At 67.6% G+C, this 18,841-nt stretch carries 18 protein-coding genes; 6 read left to right on the top strand and 12 right to left on the bottom strand.

Annotated features, from left to right (window positions below):
- Together AAF184_05725 and AAF184_05720 are read right to left on the bottom strand one after the other, a co-directional pair.
- Positions 1 to 224: hypothetical protein (locus AAF184_05725; GenBank protein ID MEO0421813.1), on the bottom strand; the 224-nt coding region annotated here is incomplete at its 3' end.
- 110 nt (positions 225 to 334) lie between these two features.
- Positions 335 to 1,669 carry an OmpA family protein gene (locus tag AAF184_05720; GenBank protein ID MEO0421812.1) on the bottom strand — a complete coding sequence of 445 codons (1,335 nt, stop codon included), beginning with the start codon at positions 1,667 to 1,669 and terminating at the stop codon, positions 335 to 337.
- A gap of 278 nt (positions 1,670 to 1,947) precedes the next feature.
- On the opposite strand from AAF184_05720, the gene AAF184_05715 reads away from it, so the two are divergent.
- Entirely contained in the window at positions 1,948 to 2,514 is a 567-nt protein-coding gene (locus AAF184_05715) for an ECF-type sigma factor (GenBank protein ID MEO0421811.1), read from the top strand.
- A gap of 69 nt (positions 2,515 to 2,583) precedes the next feature.
- Positions 2,584 to 5,226 carry a serine/threonine-protein kinase gene (locus AAF184_05710; protein ID MEO0421810.1) on the top strand — a complete coding sequence of 881 codons (2,643 nt, stop codon included), beginning with the start codon at positions 2,584 to 2,586 and terminating at the stop codon, positions 5,224 to 5,226.
- 8 nt (positions 5,227 to 5,234) lie between these two features.
- Here the strand turns inward: AAF184_05710 and AAF184_05705 are convergent, their stop codons facing one another.
- The 9 genes from AAF184_05705 to AAF184_05665 all read right to left on the bottom strand — a co-directional run bounded on the left by AAF184_05705 (position 5,235) and on the right by AAF184_05665 (position 14,669).
- Positions 5,235 to 6,152 carry a hypothetical protein gene (locus AAF184_05705; GenBank protein MEO0421809.1) on the bottom strand — a complete coding sequence of 306 codons (918 nt, stop codon included), beginning with the start codon at positions 6,150 to 6,152 and terminating at the stop codon, positions 5,235 to 5,237.
- A 37-nt stretch (positions 6,153 to 6,189) separates the two neighbouring features.
- The gene (locus AAF184_05700) at positions 6,190 to 7,173 is read right to left on the bottom strand and encodes an alpha/beta hydrolase (protein MEO0421808.1); all 984 of its coding nucleotides are present in this window, start codon (positions 7,171 to 7,173) and stop codon (positions 6,190 to 6,192) included.
- A gap of 9 nt (positions 7,174 to 7,182) precedes the next feature.
- Entirely contained in the window at positions 7,183 to 7,593 is a 411-nt protein-coding gene (locus tag AAF184_05695; protein MEO0421807.1) for a VOC family protein, read from the bottom strand.
- 156 nt (positions 7,594 to 7,749) lie between these two features.
- A complete protein-coding gene (locus tag AAF184_05690; GenBank protein ID MEO0421806.1) occupies positions 7,750 to 9,648 on the bottom strand; it encodes a S8 family serine peptidase in 1,899 nt (632 codons plus the stop codon).
- A gap of 399 nt (positions 9,649 to 10,047) precedes the next feature.
- Positions 10,048 to 11,949, bottom strand: coding sequence for a S8 family serine peptidase (locus AAF184_05685; protein ID MEO0421805.1), 1,902 nt, complete (start codon positions 11,947 to 11,949; stop codon positions 10,048 to 10,050).
- Between the two features lie 349 nt (positions 11,950 to 12,298).
- Positions 12,299 to 12,523: a hypothetical protein gene (locus AAF184_05680; protein ID MEO0421804.1), complete on the bottom strand. Its 225-nt coding sequence runs from the start codon at positions 12,521 to 12,523 to the stop codon at positions 12,299 to 12,301.
- Positions 12,524 to 12,600: 77 nt separating this feature from the next.
- Positions 12,601 to 13,191, bottom strand: a complete 591-nt coding sequence (locus AAF184_05675; protein ID MEO0421803.1) for a hypothetical protein — start codon at positions 13,189 to 13,191, stop codon at positions 12,601 to 12,603.
- Complete coding sequence (locus tag AAF184_05670) at positions 13,188 to 13,685, bottom strand: RNA polymerase sigma factor (protein ID MEO0421802.1); 498 nt, start codon at positions 13,683 to 13,685, stop codon at positions 13,188 to 13,190. The genes AAF184_05675 and AAF184_05670 overlap by 4 nt, the downstream gene beginning before the upstream one ends.
- A 57-nt stretch (positions 13,686 to 13,742) precedes the next feature.
- A complete protein-coding gene (locus AAF184_05665; protein MEO0421801.1) occupies positions 13,743 to 14,669 on the bottom strand; it encodes a LysR family transcriptional regulator in 927 nt (308 codons plus the stop codon).
- 101 nt (positions 14,670 to 14,770) lie between these two features.
- Here AAF184_05665 and AAF184_05660 point away from each other — a divergent pair, with 101 nt between their 5' ends.
- The 4 genes from AAF184_05660 to AAF184_05645 all read left to right on the top strand — a co-directional run bounded on the left by AAF184_05660 (position 14,771) and on the right by AAF184_05645 (position 17,602).
- Positions 14,771 to 15,652: an NAD(P)-dependent oxidoreductase gene (locus tag AAF184_05660; GenBank protein ID MEO0421800.1), complete on the top strand. Its 882-nt coding sequence runs from the start codon at positions 14,771 to 14,773 to the stop codon at positions 15,650 to 15,652.
- A gap of 21 nt (positions 15,653 to 15,673) precedes the next feature.
- The gene (locus AAF184_05655; protein MEO0421799.1) at positions 15,674 to 16,171 is read left to right on the top strand and encodes a DUF5946 family protein; all 498 of its coding nucleotides are present in this window, start codon (positions 15,674 to 15,676) and stop codon (positions 16,169 to 16,171) included.
- 186 nt (positions 16,172 to 16,357) lie between these two features.
- On the top strand, positions 16,358 to 16,792 hold the full coding sequence (locus AAF184_05650) for a hypothetical protein (GenBank protein MEO0421798.1): 435 nt from the start codon (positions 16,358 to 16,360) through the stop codon (positions 16,790 to 16,792).
- 108 nt (positions 16,793 to 16,900) lie between these two features.
- The gene (locus tag AAF184_05645) at positions 16,901 to 17,602 is read left to right on the top strand and encodes a hypothetical protein (protein ID MEO0421797.1); all 702 of its coding nucleotides are present in this window, start codon (positions 16,901 to 16,903) and stop codon (positions 17,600 to 17,602) included.
- 9 nt (positions 17,603 to 17,611) lie between these two features.
- Here AAF184_05645 and AAF184_05640 read toward each other — a convergent pair whose 3' ends face one another.
- The gene (locus AAF184_05640) at positions 17,612 to 18,841 is read right to left on the bottom strand and encodes a S8 family serine peptidase (GenBank protein MEO0421796.1); all 1,230 of its coding nucleotides are present in this window, start codon (positions 18,839 to 18,841) and stop codon (positions 17,612 to 17,614) included.

Raw genomic sequence — 18,841 nt, 5'->3', positions numbered from 1 at the left:
CCACCCACTTCGCCCGTGTAGCGATTGCCCTTCCGGTCGAAGTACTCGAAGGTGGAGTAGGTGCGCAGGTGTTCGCCGGAGCGATCGCGGCGGACGTCGGTGATCTTGCCGGTGGTGGTGACACCTTCGGGCACAAGCTCAGTGAGGCCCGTGATCTTCGCCCGGAACCCTCGGTAGAACTGACGCACGATCCAGAACAGCACCAGAAACGGCAGCGCGATCATCGCGAGGATCCCGAACGTGCCTAGAATGAAAGTTAACCATTCCATCGGTGAGTACCTAGGGGTGTTGAGGGGTGAAGCGTGATCGTCTCGGCCATCGCCTGCAAGCGGGCCTAGAGGCGAACGAGCTCGACGCGGCGGTTGCGTTGCCGCCCTTCGGGGCTGGTGTTCTCGGCCACGGGCTTGCTCTGTCCCATGCCCTCTGACTCCAGGCGATCGGCGGCGATGCCGTAGGCCTGCATCAGGTGTTCACGCACGGCGTTGGCGCGGGCGTCGCTGAGGGCGTGGTTGGTGGCTTCGCTGCCCGTGTTGTCCGTGTGCCCTTCGATGCGCAGGCGCAGGTCGCCGTAGCGATCGAGGGTGCGGGCGATCTCCTTCAGCGTCGGCGTGGACTCGGGGCGAAGCGTCGCGCTGCCGGTGGCGAAGAGGATGCCCTGGGTGGCGAAACGGCCATCGGCGATCAGGCGATCGTAGAGGATCTCGCGGCCGCCCGAGGCGACGCGGACGTTGTCCATGTACACGGGCTTGTCCTGGCTGACTTCGCCGCCGATGTGCAGGTGTAGCTGGTCGCCGCGTTGCAGGTCTGCGTTGGGCACGTTCACCACCCGGGTGTCGCCCAAGTACATCTTCACGTACTTGCCGTCGGCCATGATGCGCACCGGCGTGAGCTGCTCCATGGTGCGGGTCTGGCGGCTTCGGTTGGAGCCGCCATCGCCGCCGGTGATACCGGTCTGGAAGAAGTCCGACACGGTGAAAAAGGCGCCGTCGTAGTTGCGTGCGCCGCCCTGGAAGCAGCTGAAGGGTTCGGGGCGTTTGCCGAGCGGTCCGGTCGCAAGGCAGAGCGTGTGCCAGTAGTGCGGGGCGTAGAGGTCGAACTCGATGGTGAAGCGCGTGGGCAGGCTTTCCGGGAGATCGATCGTGAACGCCGAGTCGCCGGTGAAGCGCAGCAGCTGGCTGCCCTGCCACTCCACGGTCTCCATGTTGCCGTTCAGAAAGCCGATGCGGCGGGGCACATCGCCCACGTAGTCGCGCTCGAAGTCCTCCACGAAGAGCGGACGGTCGCCGGGCACGAAATCGTAGTTGACCCACACGCCCTCGCCCGGGCGCAGTGCTTGGGCGCCGTCGTTCGTGCTCGCTTGGGCGACGGCACTCGCCTGGGCGTCCGGCGGCAGCGCGTTGCCTGCGCCATCGGTCACCGTCACCGCTTTGCCGTCGTTCTGGGCTTGGCGGATGCAAGCGGTATCCGTGATCGCGCACACCACTGAGTCGATGGCGTTGGTGGCCGCCTGGTCGGCGCGATTTTGTGCCTCGCGCTCGGCACCGCGCTCGGCACCGCGCTCGGCGGCATCCTTGATCCGCTTCAAGAACTGCGCGTCGGCACTTATCGGTTGCATTAGCAAGACGGTGAGCAGAGGCATCCAGATCGATGCGGCAATGGGCTTTCTCATCGGCGTTCCTTCTCTCGTGAGCATCAGGGGCGAGTGAGCATCCGTTCGATGAGGGACTCTCCGGTCGTGAGAAGGGGCGCTTGTGTCACCGCGCTCGCCTGTGGGCGATGCGCGTTAAGACAACAAGGCACTGTCCTCGAGGAGGTCCTCTGAGATACTTTTCGCTTGTTGTTACACCGCTCGCCCGACGTGCCTCGAGGCGTTAATCAGGCGACGGTTACCTGAAGACACGTAGAAACGGCCCGAGAGGGCTCACGGATTCCATCGAGCTCCTCGCCATGGCCCAAGAACCCTCACCGACTCAATTGCTTGCGGCCTATCAGGCGGGTGAGCGGGAGGCGTTGCCCCAGCTCTTCGAGCAGGTGTACGACGCCCTCTACGGCATGGCGCGACGCCAACGCGCCCAGTGGCACGGCGATCACACGGTGAGCGCGACGGCCCTGGTGAATGAGGCCTACCTCAAGCTCATCGACCAGACCCGCGCCACCTACCGAGACCGCGCTCACTTCCTGGCCGTCGCGGCCCAGGCGATGCGCCACATCCTCATCGACTACGCGCGCCGCCGGCAGGCCGTACGCCGCGGCGGCGACCTCGAGCGCACGGAGCTGGACGAGGTGTTCGACCTCAGCGAGCAGCGCGTGGACGAGCTGCTCGATCTGCAGGAAGCCCTCGAGCAGCTCACGCAGCTGCAACCGCGCCAGGCCAAGGTGGTGGAGTGCCGTCTGTTCGGCGGCATGCAGGTGGAGGAGACCGCGCAGGCGCTCGGGCTCTCCAAGGCCACGGTCAAGCGCGACTGGGCGGCGGCCCAAGCGCTGCTCTATCGCCATCTTCAAGGCGTCGAGTGAGCCCCCTAGGTATCCGCTTGCGTGTTCCTAGTAACAAGGTGCGATAGGTAGCTGGGGAGACGACGCTTGATGACGCCCGATCGCTGGGAGCAGGTCAGCTCCCTGTTCGCCGACGCCCTGGAACGCCCCGTGGAAGCGCGTGCCCGCTTTCTCGAGGACGCATGCGGTGAGGATGCGCAGTTGCGCGCCGAGGTGGAGGCGCTCCTCGCCCGCCACGGGGATGCACAAGCCTATTTCGAGGGCTTCGCGGACGACCTGACACCGGCTGCCCCAGACGAGCAGACCCCCCTTCGCACCCTCGTGGGCACGGACATCGGCCCCTACCGTCTGGTGCAGGAGCTCGGTCGCGGCGGCATGGGCGTGGTCTACCGCGCGGCGCGCAGCGACGGCACCTTCGAGCAGGAAGTCGCCCTCAAGCTGCTGCCCACGGGGGTGGGCGCCGAGCAGGTGCAGCGCTTCGAGGCGGAGCGGCAGATCCTCGCCCCGCTGCAGCATCCCCACATCGCGCGCTTGCTGGACGGCGGCTTCACCGCCGACGGCACGCCGTACTTCGTCATGGACTACGTCGATGGCGTGCCCATCACCACCTACTGCGATCGCCAGCGCCTGACCTTGCCCGCCCGCCTCGCCCTGTTCCGCCAGGTGTGCGCCGCCGTGCAGTACGCGCACCAGAACCTGGTGGTCCACCGTGACCTCAAGCCGTCGAACATCCTCGTCACCGCCGACGGTGAGGTAAAGCTGCTCGACTTCGGCATCGCCAAGCTCATCGATCCATCCGCCGGGGCGGCCTCACCGCTCACCCAGGCGGGCGCCCGCCTGATGACCCCCGAGTACGCGAGCCCCGAGCAGATTCGCGGCGAGGCGATCACCACGGGGAGCGACGTCTATCAGCTCGGCGTGCTGCTCTACGAACTGCTCACGGGCCGACGCCCCTACCAGCTCAACGCGCGCGCCCTGCGCGAGATGGAGCGCATCATCCTGGAGGAGGAGCCGACCCGACCCAGTACCGTGCTCACGCAAGGCCCCACCGACCAAGACCCCGACACCACCATGGCCATGATCAGCGCCGCGCGCGCCACCGTGCCGCAGCGCTTGCAGCGCGAGCTGCGTGGCGATCTGGATCAGATCGTGCTCAAGGCCTTGCACAAGCAGGCGGCGCGCCGCTACAGCTCGGTCGAAGCCATGGCGAACGATGTTGCGCGCCACCTGCAGGGCTTGCCCGTGCTGGCCCAGGGCGATAGCTGGGCCTACCGTTCGGCTAAGTTTCTGCGTCGCCATCGCGCCACCGTCGCTGCCCTGAGCCTCACCTTCGTCTCCCTCGCTGTCGGCCTGGGGGTGGCCGTGTGGCAGGGGCAGGTAGCCCAGGCGCAGCGCGACGTGGCGCGCCAGCAGCAACGCTTGGCGAGCGAGGTCACGGGCTTCATGAAGGACATGTTCTTCTACTTCGCCAACGCGCTACCCGAGGATGTCTCGCCCTCGTCCCTCGACGTGCTGCAGCAAGGTGTGGTGCATGCCCGCCAGCTCGAGGGTGAGGATCCGCAGCTCGCCGGCGCCGTGCTGCACGAGGTGGCGGACCTGCACATCTGGATTCAGGCCTACCCGCAGGCGGACGTCTTGTTCGAGGAGGTGCTGGACCTCAGCGAGACGCCGCTCGATCAGGCGGCGGCACTCGAGCGCCTGGCCACGAGTGCGCGGCTGCAGAACGACCTCGAACGCGCCTTGCCCCTCTACGAGCGCGCTGTCGCCCTGGCGGATCAGGCCCTGGCGCCGGACCACCCGGACCTCGCCTTCGTGCTCAACACCTATGCGATCGCCCTGCGCCAGCAGGACGATCTGGCCACGGCGGAGGCGATCCAGCGTCGCGTCGTCGCCATCCGTGAGGCTCAGCCGCTGACCCAACACCACGACCGCGCGCAGCTGGCGATTGCGTTAGACAACCTCGGGGTCATCCTAGGCCGGGGTGGCGACCCTAAGGCGGCCCTCGACGCTCACCGCGAAGCCTATCGGCACCGACAAATCGTTGCGGCGGACATGGCGGGGGGGAGCCCCGACGTTCCCTGGAGCCTCTACAACCTGCTGAACATGGAGGTCTTGCTCGCGCTGCCCGAGGCGGTTGCGCGCGCCGATGAGCTGGTGATGCGCGGTGACCAGGTGCTGGGCCCCACGCACGGGGTGACCGTCGGGGGCCGGCGCCTGAAGGCCTCGCTGCTCGTGGAGCGGGGGGCGCTGGAGGAGGCGCGGCGTTGGGTGCAGCGGGCGCAGGCGGACAACGCGGCGAACCCCTTCCCGGATCAGGACGAGATCCACGATTTGCGCCTGCTCAGCGCGCGCATCGATCGCGAGGCGGGCGATCTGGCGGCGGCCGAAACCGCGCTCACGGCCCTGTGGGAAGACGTGGAACCCGCATGGCGCACCCAAGGCAGGAGCAGTCAGGCGGGGCCGGTGGCCCTCGAGCTCGGGCGGACCCATGCGGCCGCCGGTCGTGAAGACGAGGCCCTGCGCTGGTTGGAGCTAGCCCTCGCGGTGGAGAAGGCCTCGTGGGTGCCCGCGCACTACCGAATCGGCATCGCCCAGCTGCATCTCGCGGAGACGGTGGGGGCTGCCGCGGCGTCGACCGAGTACGCGCGGCAAGCCCTTGCGATCCTAAGTGAAGCGTTCGGTGATGAGCATCCGCTGACCGTTCGCGCGCGCGAGTTGAGCGCCGCGCGCTAGGCCAGCGATCACTGCCAGAGGTAGATCACCTCGCCGGGCGCTTCTCGCGGCAGCGCGTCGCCCCGCGCGTAGGCCCGCGCCACGGGCGACTCCCGCACATGCGCATCGAGGAACATCATCGTGGCCGACCGCGTGATGTCGAGCTGGCGTGGGTCGTCGGCGAGTTCGCAGGTGGGCACGGGCAAGTCGCCTAAGATCCCCCCGAAGGCGTGGTCGCCGCCGACGAGAATCGGCAGGTACTTGAGGGAGGACCCTGCGAGGAAGTACGGGTCCGTGCGCTCGTACCAGGGGAAGTCGTCCTCGCCGTCCTCCGTGCCCGTCATCACCATCAGGGGCAGGGTCACGCCAAGATGTGATTGCTCATCGAAGAGGCCGATGTTGGTGCCCACGGCGGAGAGCAGCATCGCGGCGACGGGCTTGGCGTCTGTAAAGTCTCGGCCGTCGAAGGGTGCGGCGCCCGCGATCAGCTGCATCGTGAGCGCGCCCATGGAGTGCCCGCCGATGGCCACGCGCTGGTCATCGAAGCTGGCGTCCGTGAGCGCCTCGATCGTGTCCAGGCGGTTCAGCACATAGCGAACCTGATAGGCACGTTCGTCCCAGTTGGAGAAGTCGAATAGCTGGGTGCAGCCGTCGTCGGGCAACTCGTCCTGCTGCAGGTAGGAATCGCTGTGGTCGATCTGGACCACGGCGTAGCCCCAGGAGGCCCAGTGGGAGACCAGCGGCTGATAGGCCTGGCGGCTGCCGCCGTAGGCATGGGACCAGACGATCACCGGGGCGTCGTTAGCGCCTTGCGGTACGGTCACGCGCAGGGTGACGTCGTCGACGATGCCCGCCTCGTTGCCCGGTAGCACGACCGGGTCGTAGGTCTGCGCGCTAAGGGGGCCGGGGCTGGCGAGGTAGAGGGTGGCGAGGACGGTGGCGAGCATGGGCCTTCCTTGACGTTGGCTCGCCGCTCAGCATACGTCAGTTGTTCGCACGCCGCTCAACGGGTCGCTGCTCGGGTGCCTGCAGCGTCGACACGAAGGTCGCAATCCTGTCGGCGATGCGCGCTGGTATGACGTGATGCAGTGCGTGCCCCTGGCCAGGCAGCACCTCCGTGGTCATGTGCTCGATGATCGATTCGAATCGCTGGCCATGATTCCAGTAAGGCACGACATCGTCCTGATCGCCGTGGAGGGCGAGCAGAGGATGCGCGATCGCGCGGTACTGCGGGCTCGCGAGCTGCAGGTAGGGGCTCAGCTCGTGGATATCCTGCGCGTCCTGCAGAAAGGCTTGCGGGCGTACCGCGAGGCGCGCCCCGACCCGGTCGGCGTGACCCTCAGGGACGGGATGAGGAGAGAAGACGGACGCCAGGGCTTTGGGCACCATCAGCGACCCCACCGGGAAGACCACTGTATAGGCGAACAGCGGCAATAGGCCTGGCCATCGGTCGAGGCGTTCGCCCAGCGTAGGCTCGTCGATCCAGTGTCCCGCCGCCCCGGCGAGGAGTACGCCGCCGCGTACGCGGCGCGCCTCGTGCACGAGGCTTGCCATCACGATCGATCCCGCCCACGAGTGGCCGATGATCACCGGCTGCTCGGCGCCGAGCTGCTCGCAGGCGTCCAGCACCAGCCTCGCGAGCGCCGTGGGGTCCAGCCACTCACCCTCGCGCTGGCGGGGGCTGTGGCCACAGCCCGGGCGATCGAAGCAGAGCACGCGGTGGTGTTCGGCCAGTCGTGGGGCGATGGAGTGCTCGAACTCCAGGAGGTTCGAGCTGGCGCCGTGGATCAGTACCAAGGCGGGGCCTTCGCCTCGATCGGTGTAGTGCAAGCGTTGCCCGCCGACCTCGATGAACGCCCCGCAGGGAGGGCTTTTCCCGTGGGCGAGGTGTACGCCTACGGCAGTGATGACGCCCAAGGCGATGATGGCCGCCGCCAGGCCGGCGGCGAGGAATCCAAGCGCTACCACCGGGAACCGCTAGGCGATGTAGGGGTCATCCTTGGAGGGGACGGGCTCCCACAGTTCGATCTTGCGCCCCTCGGGATCGAGGATCCACGCGAAGCGGCCGTTGGGTTGGGAGTCGACGTCGCCGACCACGGTGATGCCCTGGGCGCGGCAGGCGTCGAGGATCTCATCGAGGCCCTGCACGCGGAAGTTCATCATGAACTCCTGCTTCGCGGGCTCGAAGTAGCTGGTGTCGTCGGGGAAGGCGCTCCACACGGTGTAGCCGGTTTCCGTGGGGGTGTCCTTGTCGGTCCACTGGAAGGCGAAGCCACCCCAGTCCTCGGCGTTGATGCCCAAATGCTCTCGGTACCACTCGATGGTGGCCTTGGGGTCCTTGGAGCGAAAGAACAGGCCGCCGAGGCCGGTCACGCGTGCGTTTGCCATGGTCGGGGGTCCTCCAGGTTATCGGCAAGCGGGGGACCAGTATGCGCTATCGGCGATGCCACGTAGCGGGGCTTGGGCATGAGAGGGGTAACGCCACCAACGAAAAGAGGGGCAGCTCGCGCTGCCCCTCTTCGTGGGGTGGGCAGATTTTTCTGCCTAGTCGTCGTTCAGAATCAGGCTAGATGCTCCGGTGCGCTCGTAGAGCGGATCGCCGTTGCCGACCGCGTCGCTCCAGAGGTAGCCATCGCTCCACAGGTAACCGTCGGACCAGAGGTAACCGTCGCTCCAGAGGTAGCCGTCGGACCAGAGGTAGCCATCGCTCCAAAGGTAGCCGTCGCTCCAGAGGTAACCGTCACTCCAGAGGTAGCCCGAGGCGAAGGCCGTGCCGCCCCACAGGTTGGCGGTGTCTTCTACCAGTACCCCGTTTTGACCCGGCACGTGCTCCATCAGCGGCGATAGGGCTTCGCCGGCCACCACCACGCTCTCGTTCATGGCGGCGTTGATGTCGAGCAGGCCAGCGCCACCCTCGGTCGGGTCCACGTCCAACTTGCGAGCGGAGAGCATGAGGCGTGCTTTCACGGTGGCCGGGGTCAGGCTCGGGTCCTTCTGCAGCATCAGGGCGGCAGCGGCGGCGACCATCGGGGCCGCCATGCTGGTGCCCGACAGGGACAGATAGTCGTCATCGCAGCCGGCGACGGTGCAGGCGACGACACGATCGGGCAGATCCGCAAGCAGCTGTGCGCCATTGGGGATCGGAGCCACCACGCGGTTGCCCGGTGCGACTAGGTCCGGCTTCAGCACGTGGTCGATCAGGGTCGGCCCACGGCTGGAGAAGGATGAGATGAAGTCATCGCTGTAGTCGTAGCCCGTGCCCTGGTCGGTCAGGGAGCCCACGGTGATGATCTTGCGCGCGATGCCCGGACTCTTGATGGTGAAGTGACCATCGTTACCGAGGTTGCCCGCGGCAGCGACGACCACCATGCCGGCATCCCAGAGCGCTTCCACACCGGCGACCAGCGGATCCGAGTCGATCGACTCGGTGACGCCCTTGCCGAGCGACATGTTAACGACCTTGATGTCGAAGTGCTGACCGTAGGTCAAGAGCCAGTCGATGGCGGCCAGGGTGTCGGACACGCCGCCCTGGCCCGTGCCGTCGAGCACGCGCAGGGAAAGCAGTCCGGCACCTTCCGCAACGCCGCGGAAGACGTCACCGGAGTTGCTTCCGTGACCGGCGATGATGCCTGCCACGTGGGTGCCGTGGCCGTATACGTCTGCGCGGCCCGTGTCGTTGAAGTCGTCGATCTCGCCGTCGTCGATCTCCGGTTCGGGGTAGTTGCCACCGACGAAGTCGTACTGCAGCACCTGGGCGTCGAGATCCGTGTGGAGCGAGACACCCGTGTCGATGACTGCCACGTTGACGCCGGCGCCTGAGAAGGCGCTGTTGGCAGAGCTGCTATGGGGCACCTTGGCTGCGCCGCGGGACGCGACGGAGGCGACACTGACCGTCTCGTCGAGGGCGAGGTGATCGATGTTCGTGTCGATGGCGAGGTTATCGATCACGTCAGCGGGCAGACTGACCGTACGCATGTCGAGGGTTCGGTAAGCGTGCGTGACGATGCCGCCGAGCTGGGCGACCTTGGCGTCGTCGAACAGCTCAGGGTGCTCCTCGTAGGAGACGACCACGCTCACCGGCGCGTCACCACCGGCGGCGGCGAGCTGGGCGAGGGGGCCGCTCATCTTGGCGCGAGCTTGCTGCACCTGTGCGGGCGTGAGCACCTCGGGCACGTCGATGGTGGCGGCGTAGGTCGCCTGAGCGTTGGCGGCCTGCATGCGCGAGGCGACGGTGTCGGCGTCGATGCTCACGGTGTGACCGTCGACGTCGAAGCTGTCAGCGGAGACGTTGGCGCCGGCAGTGGGCTGCGCGGTGGCACCGAAGAGAGGTCCCTGCATGGGGACGTCGAAGTTCATGCCGTCGTCGGTGGGGGCGCAGATGGACCACACGTAGCCGGCGGCGATGGCGGTGGAGACCGCGGCAATCTGAGTTGAAATTTTCATGGTTCGGTTCCCGGTTCGGTTAGTCGTAGCCACCTCGGCGGCTTGCAGATGTATTTCAGCGATTTGTACTGCCCTTGGCGTGGACGACTCACAGGGCGGGTGTAAGAAAAGTGTGACGGAATCTAAATAAGCGGCGGGTCAAACTCCGAGCGTGTGCGAGGCTCGAGTTCCATCCAGGAGCTGGTCTTGGCTTCTGTTAGATGTGGACGTAGGGCAGCGATCAGCTCGCTTAGCTAAGAATTCCTGCAGTTCTGCTCTTCGTTCTGCGAGACATCTGAGTTCGTCGTCCGCGTCGGCATACGTAGGGTCGAACCAAGGGCTCAGCATGCTTTGGCTTACAAACGAAAAGAGGGGCGGTTGTGGCCGCCCCTCTGTTCAGTTCCTCGATTCCTCGGTGGGTCAGTCGTCGTCCTGCATCAGGATGCTGGAGGCGCCGGTTCCCTGGTAGAGAGGATCGCCCTCCGTGACCGCATCGGACCAGAGGTAGCCGTCGCTCCAGAGGTACCCGTCGGACCAGAGGTAGCCATCGCTCCAGAGGTACCCATCCGACCAGAGGTAACCATCGCTCCAGAGGTAGCCGTCGCTCCAGAGGTAGCCGTCGGACCAGAGGTAGCCGCTGGCGAAGGCCTGGTCGCCCCAGAGGTTGGCGGTGTCTTCCACCAACACGCCTGACTGCCCGGGCACGTGGATCATCAGCGGGGACAGGGCCTCGCCGGTCACCACCGCGGTGTCATTCATCGCCGCTTCCACGTCGAGCAGGCCTGCGCCGGTCGCGGTCGGATCTGAATTCAGCTTGCGTGCTGAGCGCATCAGGCGGGCCTTCACCGTGGCCGGGGTCAGGCTCGGGTCCTTCTGCAGCATCAGCGCGGCAGCCGCGGCGACCATCGGGGTAGCCATACTGGTACCCGACAGGGCTAGGTAGTCGTCGCCGCAGTTGGCCTGGTTGCAGGCGACCACGCGGTTGGGCAGGTCGGAGCGCAGCTGAGCTGAGTCGGGGATGGCCGCGACCACTCGGTTACCCGGCGCGACGAGGTCGGGCTTCAGGATGTGGTCGATGAGGGTCGGCCCCCGGCTCGAAAAGCTCGAGACGAAGTCGTCACTGTAGTCGTTGCCCGTGCCTTTGTCGGTCAGCGAACCGACCGTGATGATCTTGCGCGAGGTGCCCGGGCTCTTGATGGTGAAGTTGCCGTTGCGGCCGAGGTTACCGGCGGCGGCGACCACCACCATGCCCTGATCCCAGAGCGCCTCAGCGGCCGCGACCAGCGGATCGGTGTCCACGGATTCGCTCACGCGCTTGCCGAGGGACAGGTTCACCACCTTGATATCGAAGTAGCTGCCGTAGGTCAGCAACCAGTCGACGGCCGTGAGCGCGTCGGACACGCCGCCCTGCCCCTGGCCGTCGAGGACGCGCAGCGAGAGAACGCCGGAGCCCTTGGCGGTGCCGCGGAAGGCGTTGCCCGAGTTGCCGCCGCTGCCTGCGATCACACCGGCAACGTGAGTGCCGTGGCCGTTGACGTCCTGGCGCCCGCTGCCGTTGTAGGCGGTGACCTGGCCGTTGACGATGGTCGGCGTCGGGTAGTTCCCGCCCACGAAGTCGTACTGCAGGATGTTGCCGTGCAGATCGGCGTGGCGAGCTACACCAGTGTCGATCACGGCCACGTTCACGCCCGTGCCATCGAAGGCGAAGTTCGCCGACTGCCCGGTGGGCACCTTGGCGGCCTTACGCGAGGCGACGGAGCTCACACTGATGGGCTCGTCGAGGGCGAGGTGGTCGATGTTGTCGTCGATGGCGAGGTTGTCGATCACGTCCGCCGGGAGGCTGACGGTGCGCATGTCGAGCGTACGGTAAGCGTGCGTGACAGACCCGCCAAGCTGGGCGACCTTGGCGTCGTCGAACAGTTCAGGGTGCTCCTCGTACGAGACGACCACGCTCACCGGGGCATCACCACCGGCGGCGGCGAGCTGGGCGAGGGGGCCGCTCATCTTGGCGCGAGCCTTCTGAACCTGCGCGGGCGTGAGCACCTCGGGCACGTCGATGGTGGCAGCGTAGGTCGCCTGAGCGTTGGCGGCCTGCATGCGCGAAGCGACAGTGTCGGCGTCGATGCTCACGGTGTGACCGTCGACGTCGAAGCTGTCAGCGGAGATGTTGGCGCCGGCAGTGGGCTGCACGGTGGCACCGAAGAGAGGTCCCTGCATGGGGGCGTCGAAGTTCATGCCGTCGTCGGTGGGGGCGCAGATGGACCACACGTAGCCGGCGGCGATGGCGGTTGAGACCGCGGCAATCTGAGTTGAAATCTTCATGGTTCGTTCCCGGTTAGCTTTGTGTGCAGCCGTCTTTGCTGCAGGCCGGTGTATTTCAGCGCGTCGTGCGGGAACTGACGTGGACGTTTCATGGGGGCGTTTCAGCGAAAGTGTGACGCGATCCGCATAACGCTCGCGTTAAACGATCGGCTATCGATGGATGCCGGCGTTCTGGAAAGTCACCGACTGCTTATGGTATTCGGGATCATCTATTGGCTAACGGTTTCGATGGGTTAAGCGTGCGGGTGGCGGAAAATGGCTCCTCATGCCGAGTGTGGTGCGTCGTTGGTAGTGCGGGCTCTATATAAGGAGTGACGCGCGGCGCTCGCTTGGTAGACGTCACGGCGCGTCAGCGCTCCGTCGATACCGGCGCCATAGGCTCATCGTCACGTGTTTGAAGGCAATGGGTGCTGTCGCTCCCCCGTGCCCGCCACAGGCCGACGGCGAGGGTGATGCCGGCGATCAGCAGCAGGACGCCCTGGAAGGTATCGCCTGTCTTCAGGGCCTTGGCGGCCAAGGTGCCGTAGGTGAATCCGAGGGCGAGGGCCAGGGCAGCGTTGTCGTTCAGTCTCATCGGGCGACTCCTGTCGTTGGGGTGGATGCGCCTTGGTGCGCTGTACAATGGGACAGTCGTCAGGTCGGTCGCGGTCCTTACAGGTCCTGCTCCGCCTGGGCCAGGCGCGCCGTCAGTTCGCGAATATCCTCCCGTCGCAGGCGGGCGAGCCGAAGTCCCTGCCACACGCCACCGATGAGTCCTGCTAGCGCCGCCAGGATCACGAGTAGACGTAACGCCATCGGGAGGCCGAAGGAGGGGTCGTCGCCGTGCAACAGGCGACTGGTGATCACGCCGGCCACCATGCCGAGGGGAAAGCCTGCGTAGAGGCCGCGGGCGAGCCACAGGCCCGCCTTGGCGCGGCCGATCGTAAAGCGCAGCAGGGCGCGCGGATCGGCGCGGGCGATACGTGCCTGGAGGCGGCGCGCCGTGAACAGATGGTTCGCCCAGGAGCCCGTCATCACCACGGCCAGGCTGATCGGCACCCACCACTGGGCCGTGCTGCCGGTGGCGGCGAGGCGCCACTCGGCCAGGACGATCAAGGCGATGAAGAACATCCCGGCGATGAAGCCGATCCAGTTGACCCGCTGCTGGGTCGCCTCCATCCGATGCAAGCGGCCGAGGATGGCTTGCGTGTCCACCGGGTCGCTCGCTTGCCACAGCTCGCGCAGGTGCTGATCCATGTTCATGCGCTTGGCTCCAGGTGGCGCGCGAGGGCTTGGCGCGCGCGGGTGAGACGGGCTCCGACGTTGGTCACGCTGATGCCGAGGGCATCGGCGATCTCGCCGTAGTCGAAGTCTTCGAGGTGCAGGCTGAGCACCTGGCGTTGGCCGAGGGGCAGCTGCTGGATGGCCGCGAGGAGCTGGGCGCGCTCGTCGTAGGCGGCGAGGGTGGCCGAGGGCTCGGCGCTGTCGTCGGCCAGCTCCGGCGCTTCGGCGTGGTCGACGGGCGGGCGGCGCATCGCCCGTCGCACGTGGCTGACGCTCACGTTATGGGCGATGCGCGCGATCCACGTGCGCAAGGACGACTCGCCCCGGAAGCGGTCGAGGGAGCGCCACACGGCGAGGAGGATCTCCTGCATCAGCTCGTCCGCCGCCGCCGGCACGTACTCGTAGGACGAGGCGATGCGTCGGATCATGTCCGCGTGGTCGCGGACGAGGCTGTCGAAGTCGGGCGCGCTCATCGGTAGGGGGCACTCTGCCGGTGTTCCTCCCCACTGTCGTCGGCGGGCGGCGAATCCTTACACGGGCTGCCACCCGCCCGGGGAGCACTCCTCCTTCAGGAAGTCGATCATCACCCGTACACGCTGCGGCAGGTAGGCGCGACTCGGCATTGCCAGCCAGGCGGCGGTGTCGAAGCGGGTGGCCGTCACCTCGTAGGCCGGCAGGAGATCGACCAGGGCGCCCGACGCCAAGTCGTCGCGGATCAGCCAGTCGGCGAGGAGCGCCGGGCCGGCGCCCGCCAACACCAGCGATCGCAGGCTCAGGGCGGACGACACCACCAGGTGGCTGCGGATGGCCACCGTGCCAGGGGCACCTTCCGAATCTCCTCGGCGCGGGCGATAGGTCCACTCGCCGCGAAAGGCGGGTAGCGCAAAGACGCAGCACGCGTGCTCGGTGAGGTCCTGCGGCTCGCGCACGGGCGGGGCCCGATCGAGGTAGGCCGGGCTCGCCACCACGCGGTAGGCGGTGGGGCACAGACGCGTGGCCACCACATCCCCGCTCATCATGGGCGTGAGGCGCACGGCAAGATCAATGCCCTCGCGCACGAGGTCGAGGTTGTCGTCGGTGAAGAGCAGCTCTAGCGCCACGTCCGGATAGCGCGCCTGGAAGCGTGGAGTTCGCGGCACGATCACGCGCTCACCGAAGGCCACCGACGCCGTCAGGCGCAGCGTGCCACGCGGGCCGCTGTCGAGCTGGCGGGCCTGCTCCTGCGCCTGGTCGAGCTCCTCGAGCACGGCCGCGACCCGTTGCAGATACAGCTCGCCCGCCTCCGTGAGGGTCATGCTGCGGGTGGTGCGCTGGAACAGGCGCACGCCCAGGTTTGCCTCGAGCTGGCCGATCACCCGCGAGACGGACGAGGGATTCACCCCGCGCGACTCCGCCACGGCGGCGAAGCTCAGGCGGCGCGCCACCTCGACGAACAGCTGGAGCGTATCGACCTTCATTCCTGCGAATATTGCACGAGTAAGCTGCCGGAATGGGTATTTATCGCCTTTTCGGGTGGTAGTAAAACGTCCCCCACGTTTCGAACGACAGGAGTCAGGCGATGACCGAACGAGTGGCGATATTGGGCGCCGGGGCGATGGGCAGCCGCATGGCGGCGCGCCTGGTGGCAGCCGGCGTGCCCGTGACGGTGTGGAACCGCACCCGCGAACGCGCCGAGGCGATCGAAGGCGCGGCCGTGGCGCCGACGCCCCGGGCCGCGGCCGAGGCGGCGAGCGTGGTGCTCTCGATGGTGCGCGACGACGGAGCCTCGCGTGAGGTCTGGCTGGACCCGACCCAGGGCGCCCTCGCGGGGTTGGGCGAGGAGGTCTTGGCCGTGGAGTGCTCCACCCTGTCGCTGCCCTGGGTGTCCGAACTCGCCGGGGCCTTCACCGCGGCAGGTCGCGCCTTCGTCGACGCGCCCCTCGCCGGCTCTCGCCCCCAGGCGGAGGCGGGCAAGCTAATCTTCGTATTGGGTGGTGAGGAAGACGACTGCGCGCGACTCACGCCCGTGCTGGCGCCGATGGCGGGCGCCGTGCACCGGGTGGGCGCGACCGGCGCCGGTGCCACGCTCAAGCTGATGATCAACGCGATGCTCGCCACGCAGCTCGGGGTGATGGCGGAGTTGATAGGCTTTTCCCGCCGCGCCGGCATCGATCCGGCCCTGGCGGTGCAGATCATCGGTGAGACCCCGGTGTGCAGCCCCGCTGCCAAGGTATCCGCCGACGCCATGGTGGCCGGCGCTTGGGCCCCTGCCTTTCCGATCGAGCTGGTGGCCAAGGACCTCGGCTTGTTGGCGCGCTCCGCGCAGGCCTACGATGCGCAGGTGCCCATGGCCGAGCGAGCCGGCGACGTGTATGCGCGAGGGCTCTCACAAGGGCTGGGTGGGGACAACATCACGGGCATCGTGCAGCTCTACGACGACGGTGCCGCGCCTGCCCGCTAATCCCAAGGATCTCCGAGAGACATGGCTGACGCCTCTCAACACGGCACCAGCGGCTGCCCTGCCTGCGGGGCCGCCGAGCCCGACGATCTGGCCGCTTGCGACGCCATCTTCCAGAAGGTGATCGCGCGCGACTTCTCGGAGCCGCAGCGCATGCCGCTACATCGCCTGACGGTCGACGCCTACGCCCTGCAGCACCCCGATCGCTACATGCGCTCGGCCAAGTCCGCAGCCGCCCACCTCGTGGGCGCTTGCTGGGCCATCGAGGGCAACGATGACCCGCGGGCGGCGCAGGCCATCAGCCACTACCTCAACGGCAACCCGCCCCTGCAACGGCCGCAGCCCGATCCGCCGCCGCGCCAGCGCGGCGCCCTGACCATCGTGGACGTACGCGACGCCCCCGATGCGCACGAGCACAAACGCGTGGTGCTCGCCTGGGCGAGGGACGCCTGGGCGGCCTGGCATGCGCACCACGCGCAGGCGCGGGCGTGGCTCGCCAGCGCGATCGATCGCCGTACCTGAGTCACGGGCGCCCTGCGGCTTCCCGATTATCTTCCCGGAATTCCTTAAGTCCCTGAGTTCGCGAGGGATGCGCATCGGATCGTTCCGAGATCCGCCGATCGGAGGCCGGGCGAGGCGCTTAGGTCTGATCCTGGGGGCGCAGCTGGCGTGCTGCGCCCGTTCATTCACCAGGAGGAGTCTCTCACCGTGCTCACTTCAGCCACCTACCTCACCTACTTGACCTTGAGCATCGCCATCACCGTGTTCGTCTCGCAGACGCTCAGTCGCAACGGCCTCGCCTTCCTCATCGAGGGCTTCGGCGGCAACATCGAGCTCGCCAAGTCCACCAACCACCTGCTGGTGGTGGGCTTCTACCTGATCAACCTGGGGTTCGTCCTCCTGCGCATGCAAACCGGGGTGAGCATCCAGCACCTGGAAGACCTCATCGTGTATCAGGCGTCCGGGGTGGGCTTCGTGCTGCTCGTGCTGGGCATCATCCACTTCCTCAACATGGTCTTGATTCACCGGTTTGCGAAGCCGCGATCGCGCCTGCATGCGCACGCGGCCTATCGGGAGATCCAGGAGGCGCGCCGGCGTGCCAACGAGCTGGCCGCGGAAGAGGCCGCGCCGAGCACACCCTGACGCGCGTCGTACCGATGGGGCGGGAAAGCGGATCAATGGAGCGCTCAGGCGTCGGCGCGCGGGGTACAATCCGAGCGCCCCGCCAGCTCGTGAACGCCAAAGGACGGCATGCGCTCCACCCCTTTCCCCTGCCCTCGCGGCGCGCTCTGCGTGCTCACGCTGTTGTTGTTTGCGCCGGTCGCGATGGCCGTGCCGCCAACGCTCCTGCTGCAGGCGACCACCAGCCTGCAGCACCGCGGCTTGAGCCGTTCCGCGGGACACCCGGCCGTCGCCGTCAGCGTGGATCAACCGCTGGGGGATGCGGCGTACCTAGGGGTCACGTTCGCCACCATCGATCTGCCGGGGCGTCCCGGTGAGACCCGTCGCACGCTGGTGGAGAGTTACCTCGGTCGCAGCGTGAGCCTCGGCGACAACTGGACCCTGCGCGGCGATCTGGTGCGCTACGACTTTCCGAACGCCCTCGAGTTCAGCTACACCGAACTCGCCCTCGGCTGGAGCTTCCGCCAGTCGATCTCGGGACGTCTCACCTACACGCGCGATGCCCTCGGCGAGAACGAGCCGGGCGGGGCCGTGGAGGTGAGCGGCCACTATCCCCTGGCCGACCACTGGCGCCTCACGGCCACCGGCGGTGCCCAGTTCTTCGATCGCGACGTCTGGAACGATCACGGCTTTTGGCGCGTGGGCGTGCAGTGGCTGCACCGGCGCGTGGCCGTGCAGCTGGCGGGCGAAGGCACCGTTGGCGATGTGAACGGCATTCAGGGCGATCGTGGCGATACGCGCCTGGTCCTGAGCATCAGCTACGCGCGCTGAGCACCTCGCCTACTGGCCGCACGCCGTATCGGCGATCGAATCCAGGGCGTGGCAGGCGTTGACCACCGCCCCCTCCGGCACCATGTTGGCGCTCGACCTAAGCGCTTCGTAAATCACGTTGGGGGACGCGTCCGGCTGGCGCTCGCGGAGCAATGCCACCACGCCGCTCACGTGGGCGGTGGCGAAGGACACGCCCTGCATGAAGTCGAAGGCGTCGCTCGGCACGGTGGTGAGCACGTCGGCACCCGGCGCCGCGATCGCGCCGTCCACGGGCGCGGAGGTGACGGCGATCACGCCCTCGATCGTGGCGGGAAACTCGGCGCGCGCGTCGGCCACGCGCGGGCCCACCACGATGATGCCCTTGGCGAGCGCCTCGTCCACCAACCGCGTCAGCAGCGGATCGGCGGGCCCCGCGAGGCTAAGGTTGACCACGTCCACCGCCTTGTCGATAGCCCGGTCCAGGGCTCGCGCTAAGGTGAACGAATCGCAACGCCCGGCACTGCCGCCCGAGCCAGGGGCATCCCAGCAGGCCCGATAGGCGAACAGGCTCACTTCGGGGGCCACGCCGTACCCGCCGAGGCCGTTGCCGGCGATGGCGCCGATCACGCCGGCTACCGCCGTGCCGTGGATCTCCGCGGCGGGCTCACCGGGCACGAAGTTGCGCGACTCGCGGATGCGCTTGCGCAGGTCCTTGTGGCGGGCGTCGATGCCCGTGTCGATGACGGCGACGCGCACGCCCTTGCCCGTGGCCCAGCGATGGGCCTTGCCGATGTCCATGGCCGTGTGCGCCGCCTGCAGGGACGCGTAGGGGTCGTCGACCGCCATCGCCCCGCGCACCTCGAAGGCGTTCAGGGGCTGCGCCGACTCCACCTGGCGATCGGCGCGCAGGGCCTGCAACACCTGCTGGCGCGTGCGCATCGGCTCGGGCTTGGCTTCCACCAGGGCGCAGTAGACGCCTAGCGAGGCCATCTGCCAGCCGTCGATGACTTCCAACGCGTGGCGGCGAGCGATGCCGCGCAGGCGCCGTTGCACCACCCCGGAAGGGCTGTAGCCCCGGCGCACCGCGTAGGCGCCGGTCTCGCCGGGGATTGCCACGCGCTGGTTGTGCTGCGGGTCGACGATGGTGATCAGCATGCGACGTTCGTCGTCCGCCGCTGGCTCGGGGGCGACGGCGCCCGCGAAGGCGGCGGGCTGCATCAACAGCAGCGCCAGGCCGGCGATGAGTGCGCGGGCGAACAT

This window comes from Pseudomonadota bacterium, from assembly GCA_039815145.1.
GTDB lineage: Bacteria > Pseudomonadota > Gammaproteobacteria > Steroidobacterales > JBCBZW01 > JBCBZW01.
Note: the sequence above shows the minus strand (reverse complement) of the source record. Positions and strands in the feature narration are given on the sequence as shown.

Coding starts and splice junctions, on each gene's coding strand:
- AAF184_05720 (MEO0421812.1), bottom strand. CDS start 1,669: ATGAGAAAGCCCATTGCCGCATCGATCTGGATGCCTCTGCTCACCGTC.
- AAF184_05715 (MEO0421811.1), top strand. CDS start 1,948: ATGGCCCAAGAACCCTCACCGACTCAATTGCTTGCGGCCTATCAGGCG.
- AAF184_05710 (MEO0421810.1), top strand. CDS start 2,584: ATGACGCCCGATCGCTGGGAGCAGGTCAGCTCCCTGTTCGCCGACGCC.
- AAF184_05705 (MEO0421809.1), bottom strand. CDS start 6,152: ATGCTCGCCACCGTCCTCGCCACCCTCTACCTCGCCAGCCCCGGCCCC.
- AAF184_05695 (MEO0421807.1), bottom strand. CDS start 7,593: ATGGCAAACGCACGCGTGACCGGCCTCGGCGGCCTGTTCTTTCGCTCC.
- AAF184_05690 (MEO0421806.1), bottom strand. CDS start 9,648: ATGAAAATTTCAACTCAGATTGCCGCGGTCTCCACCGCCATCGCCGCC.
- AAF184_05685 (MEO0421805.1), bottom strand. CDS start 11,949: ATGAAGATTTCAACTCAGATTGCCGCGGTCTCAACCGCCATCGCCGCC.
- AAF184_05680 (MEO0421804.1), bottom strand. CDS start 12,523: ATGAGACTGAACGACAACGCTGCCCTGGCCCTCGCCCTCGGATTCACC.
- AAF184_05675 (MEO0421803.1), bottom strand. CDS start 13,191: ATGAACATGGATCAGCACCTGCGCGAGCTGTGGCAAGCGAGCGACCCG.
- AAF184_05670 (MEO0421802.1), bottom strand. CDS start 13,685: ATGAGCGCGCCCGACTTCGACAGCCTCGTCCGCGACCACGCGGACATG.
- AAF184_05665 (MEO0421801.1), bottom strand. CDS start 14,669: ATGAAGGTCGATACGCTCCAGCTGTTCGTCGAGGTGGCGCGCCGCCTG.
- AAF184_05660 (MEO0421800.1), top strand. CDS start 14,771: ATGACCGAACGAGTGGCGATATTGGGCGCCGGGGCGATGGGCAGCCGC.
- AAF184_05655 (MEO0421799.1), top strand. CDS start 15,674: ATGGCTGACGCCTCTCAACACGGCACCAGCGGCTGCCCTGCCTGCGGG.
- AAF184_05645 (MEO0421797.1), top strand. CDS start 16,901: ATGCGCTCCACCCCTTTCCCCTGCCCTCGCGGCGCGCTCTGCGTGCTC.
- AAF184_05640 (MEO0421796.1), bottom strand. CDS start 18,841: ATGTTCGCCCGCGCACTCATCGCCGGCCTGGCGCTGCTGTTGATGCAG.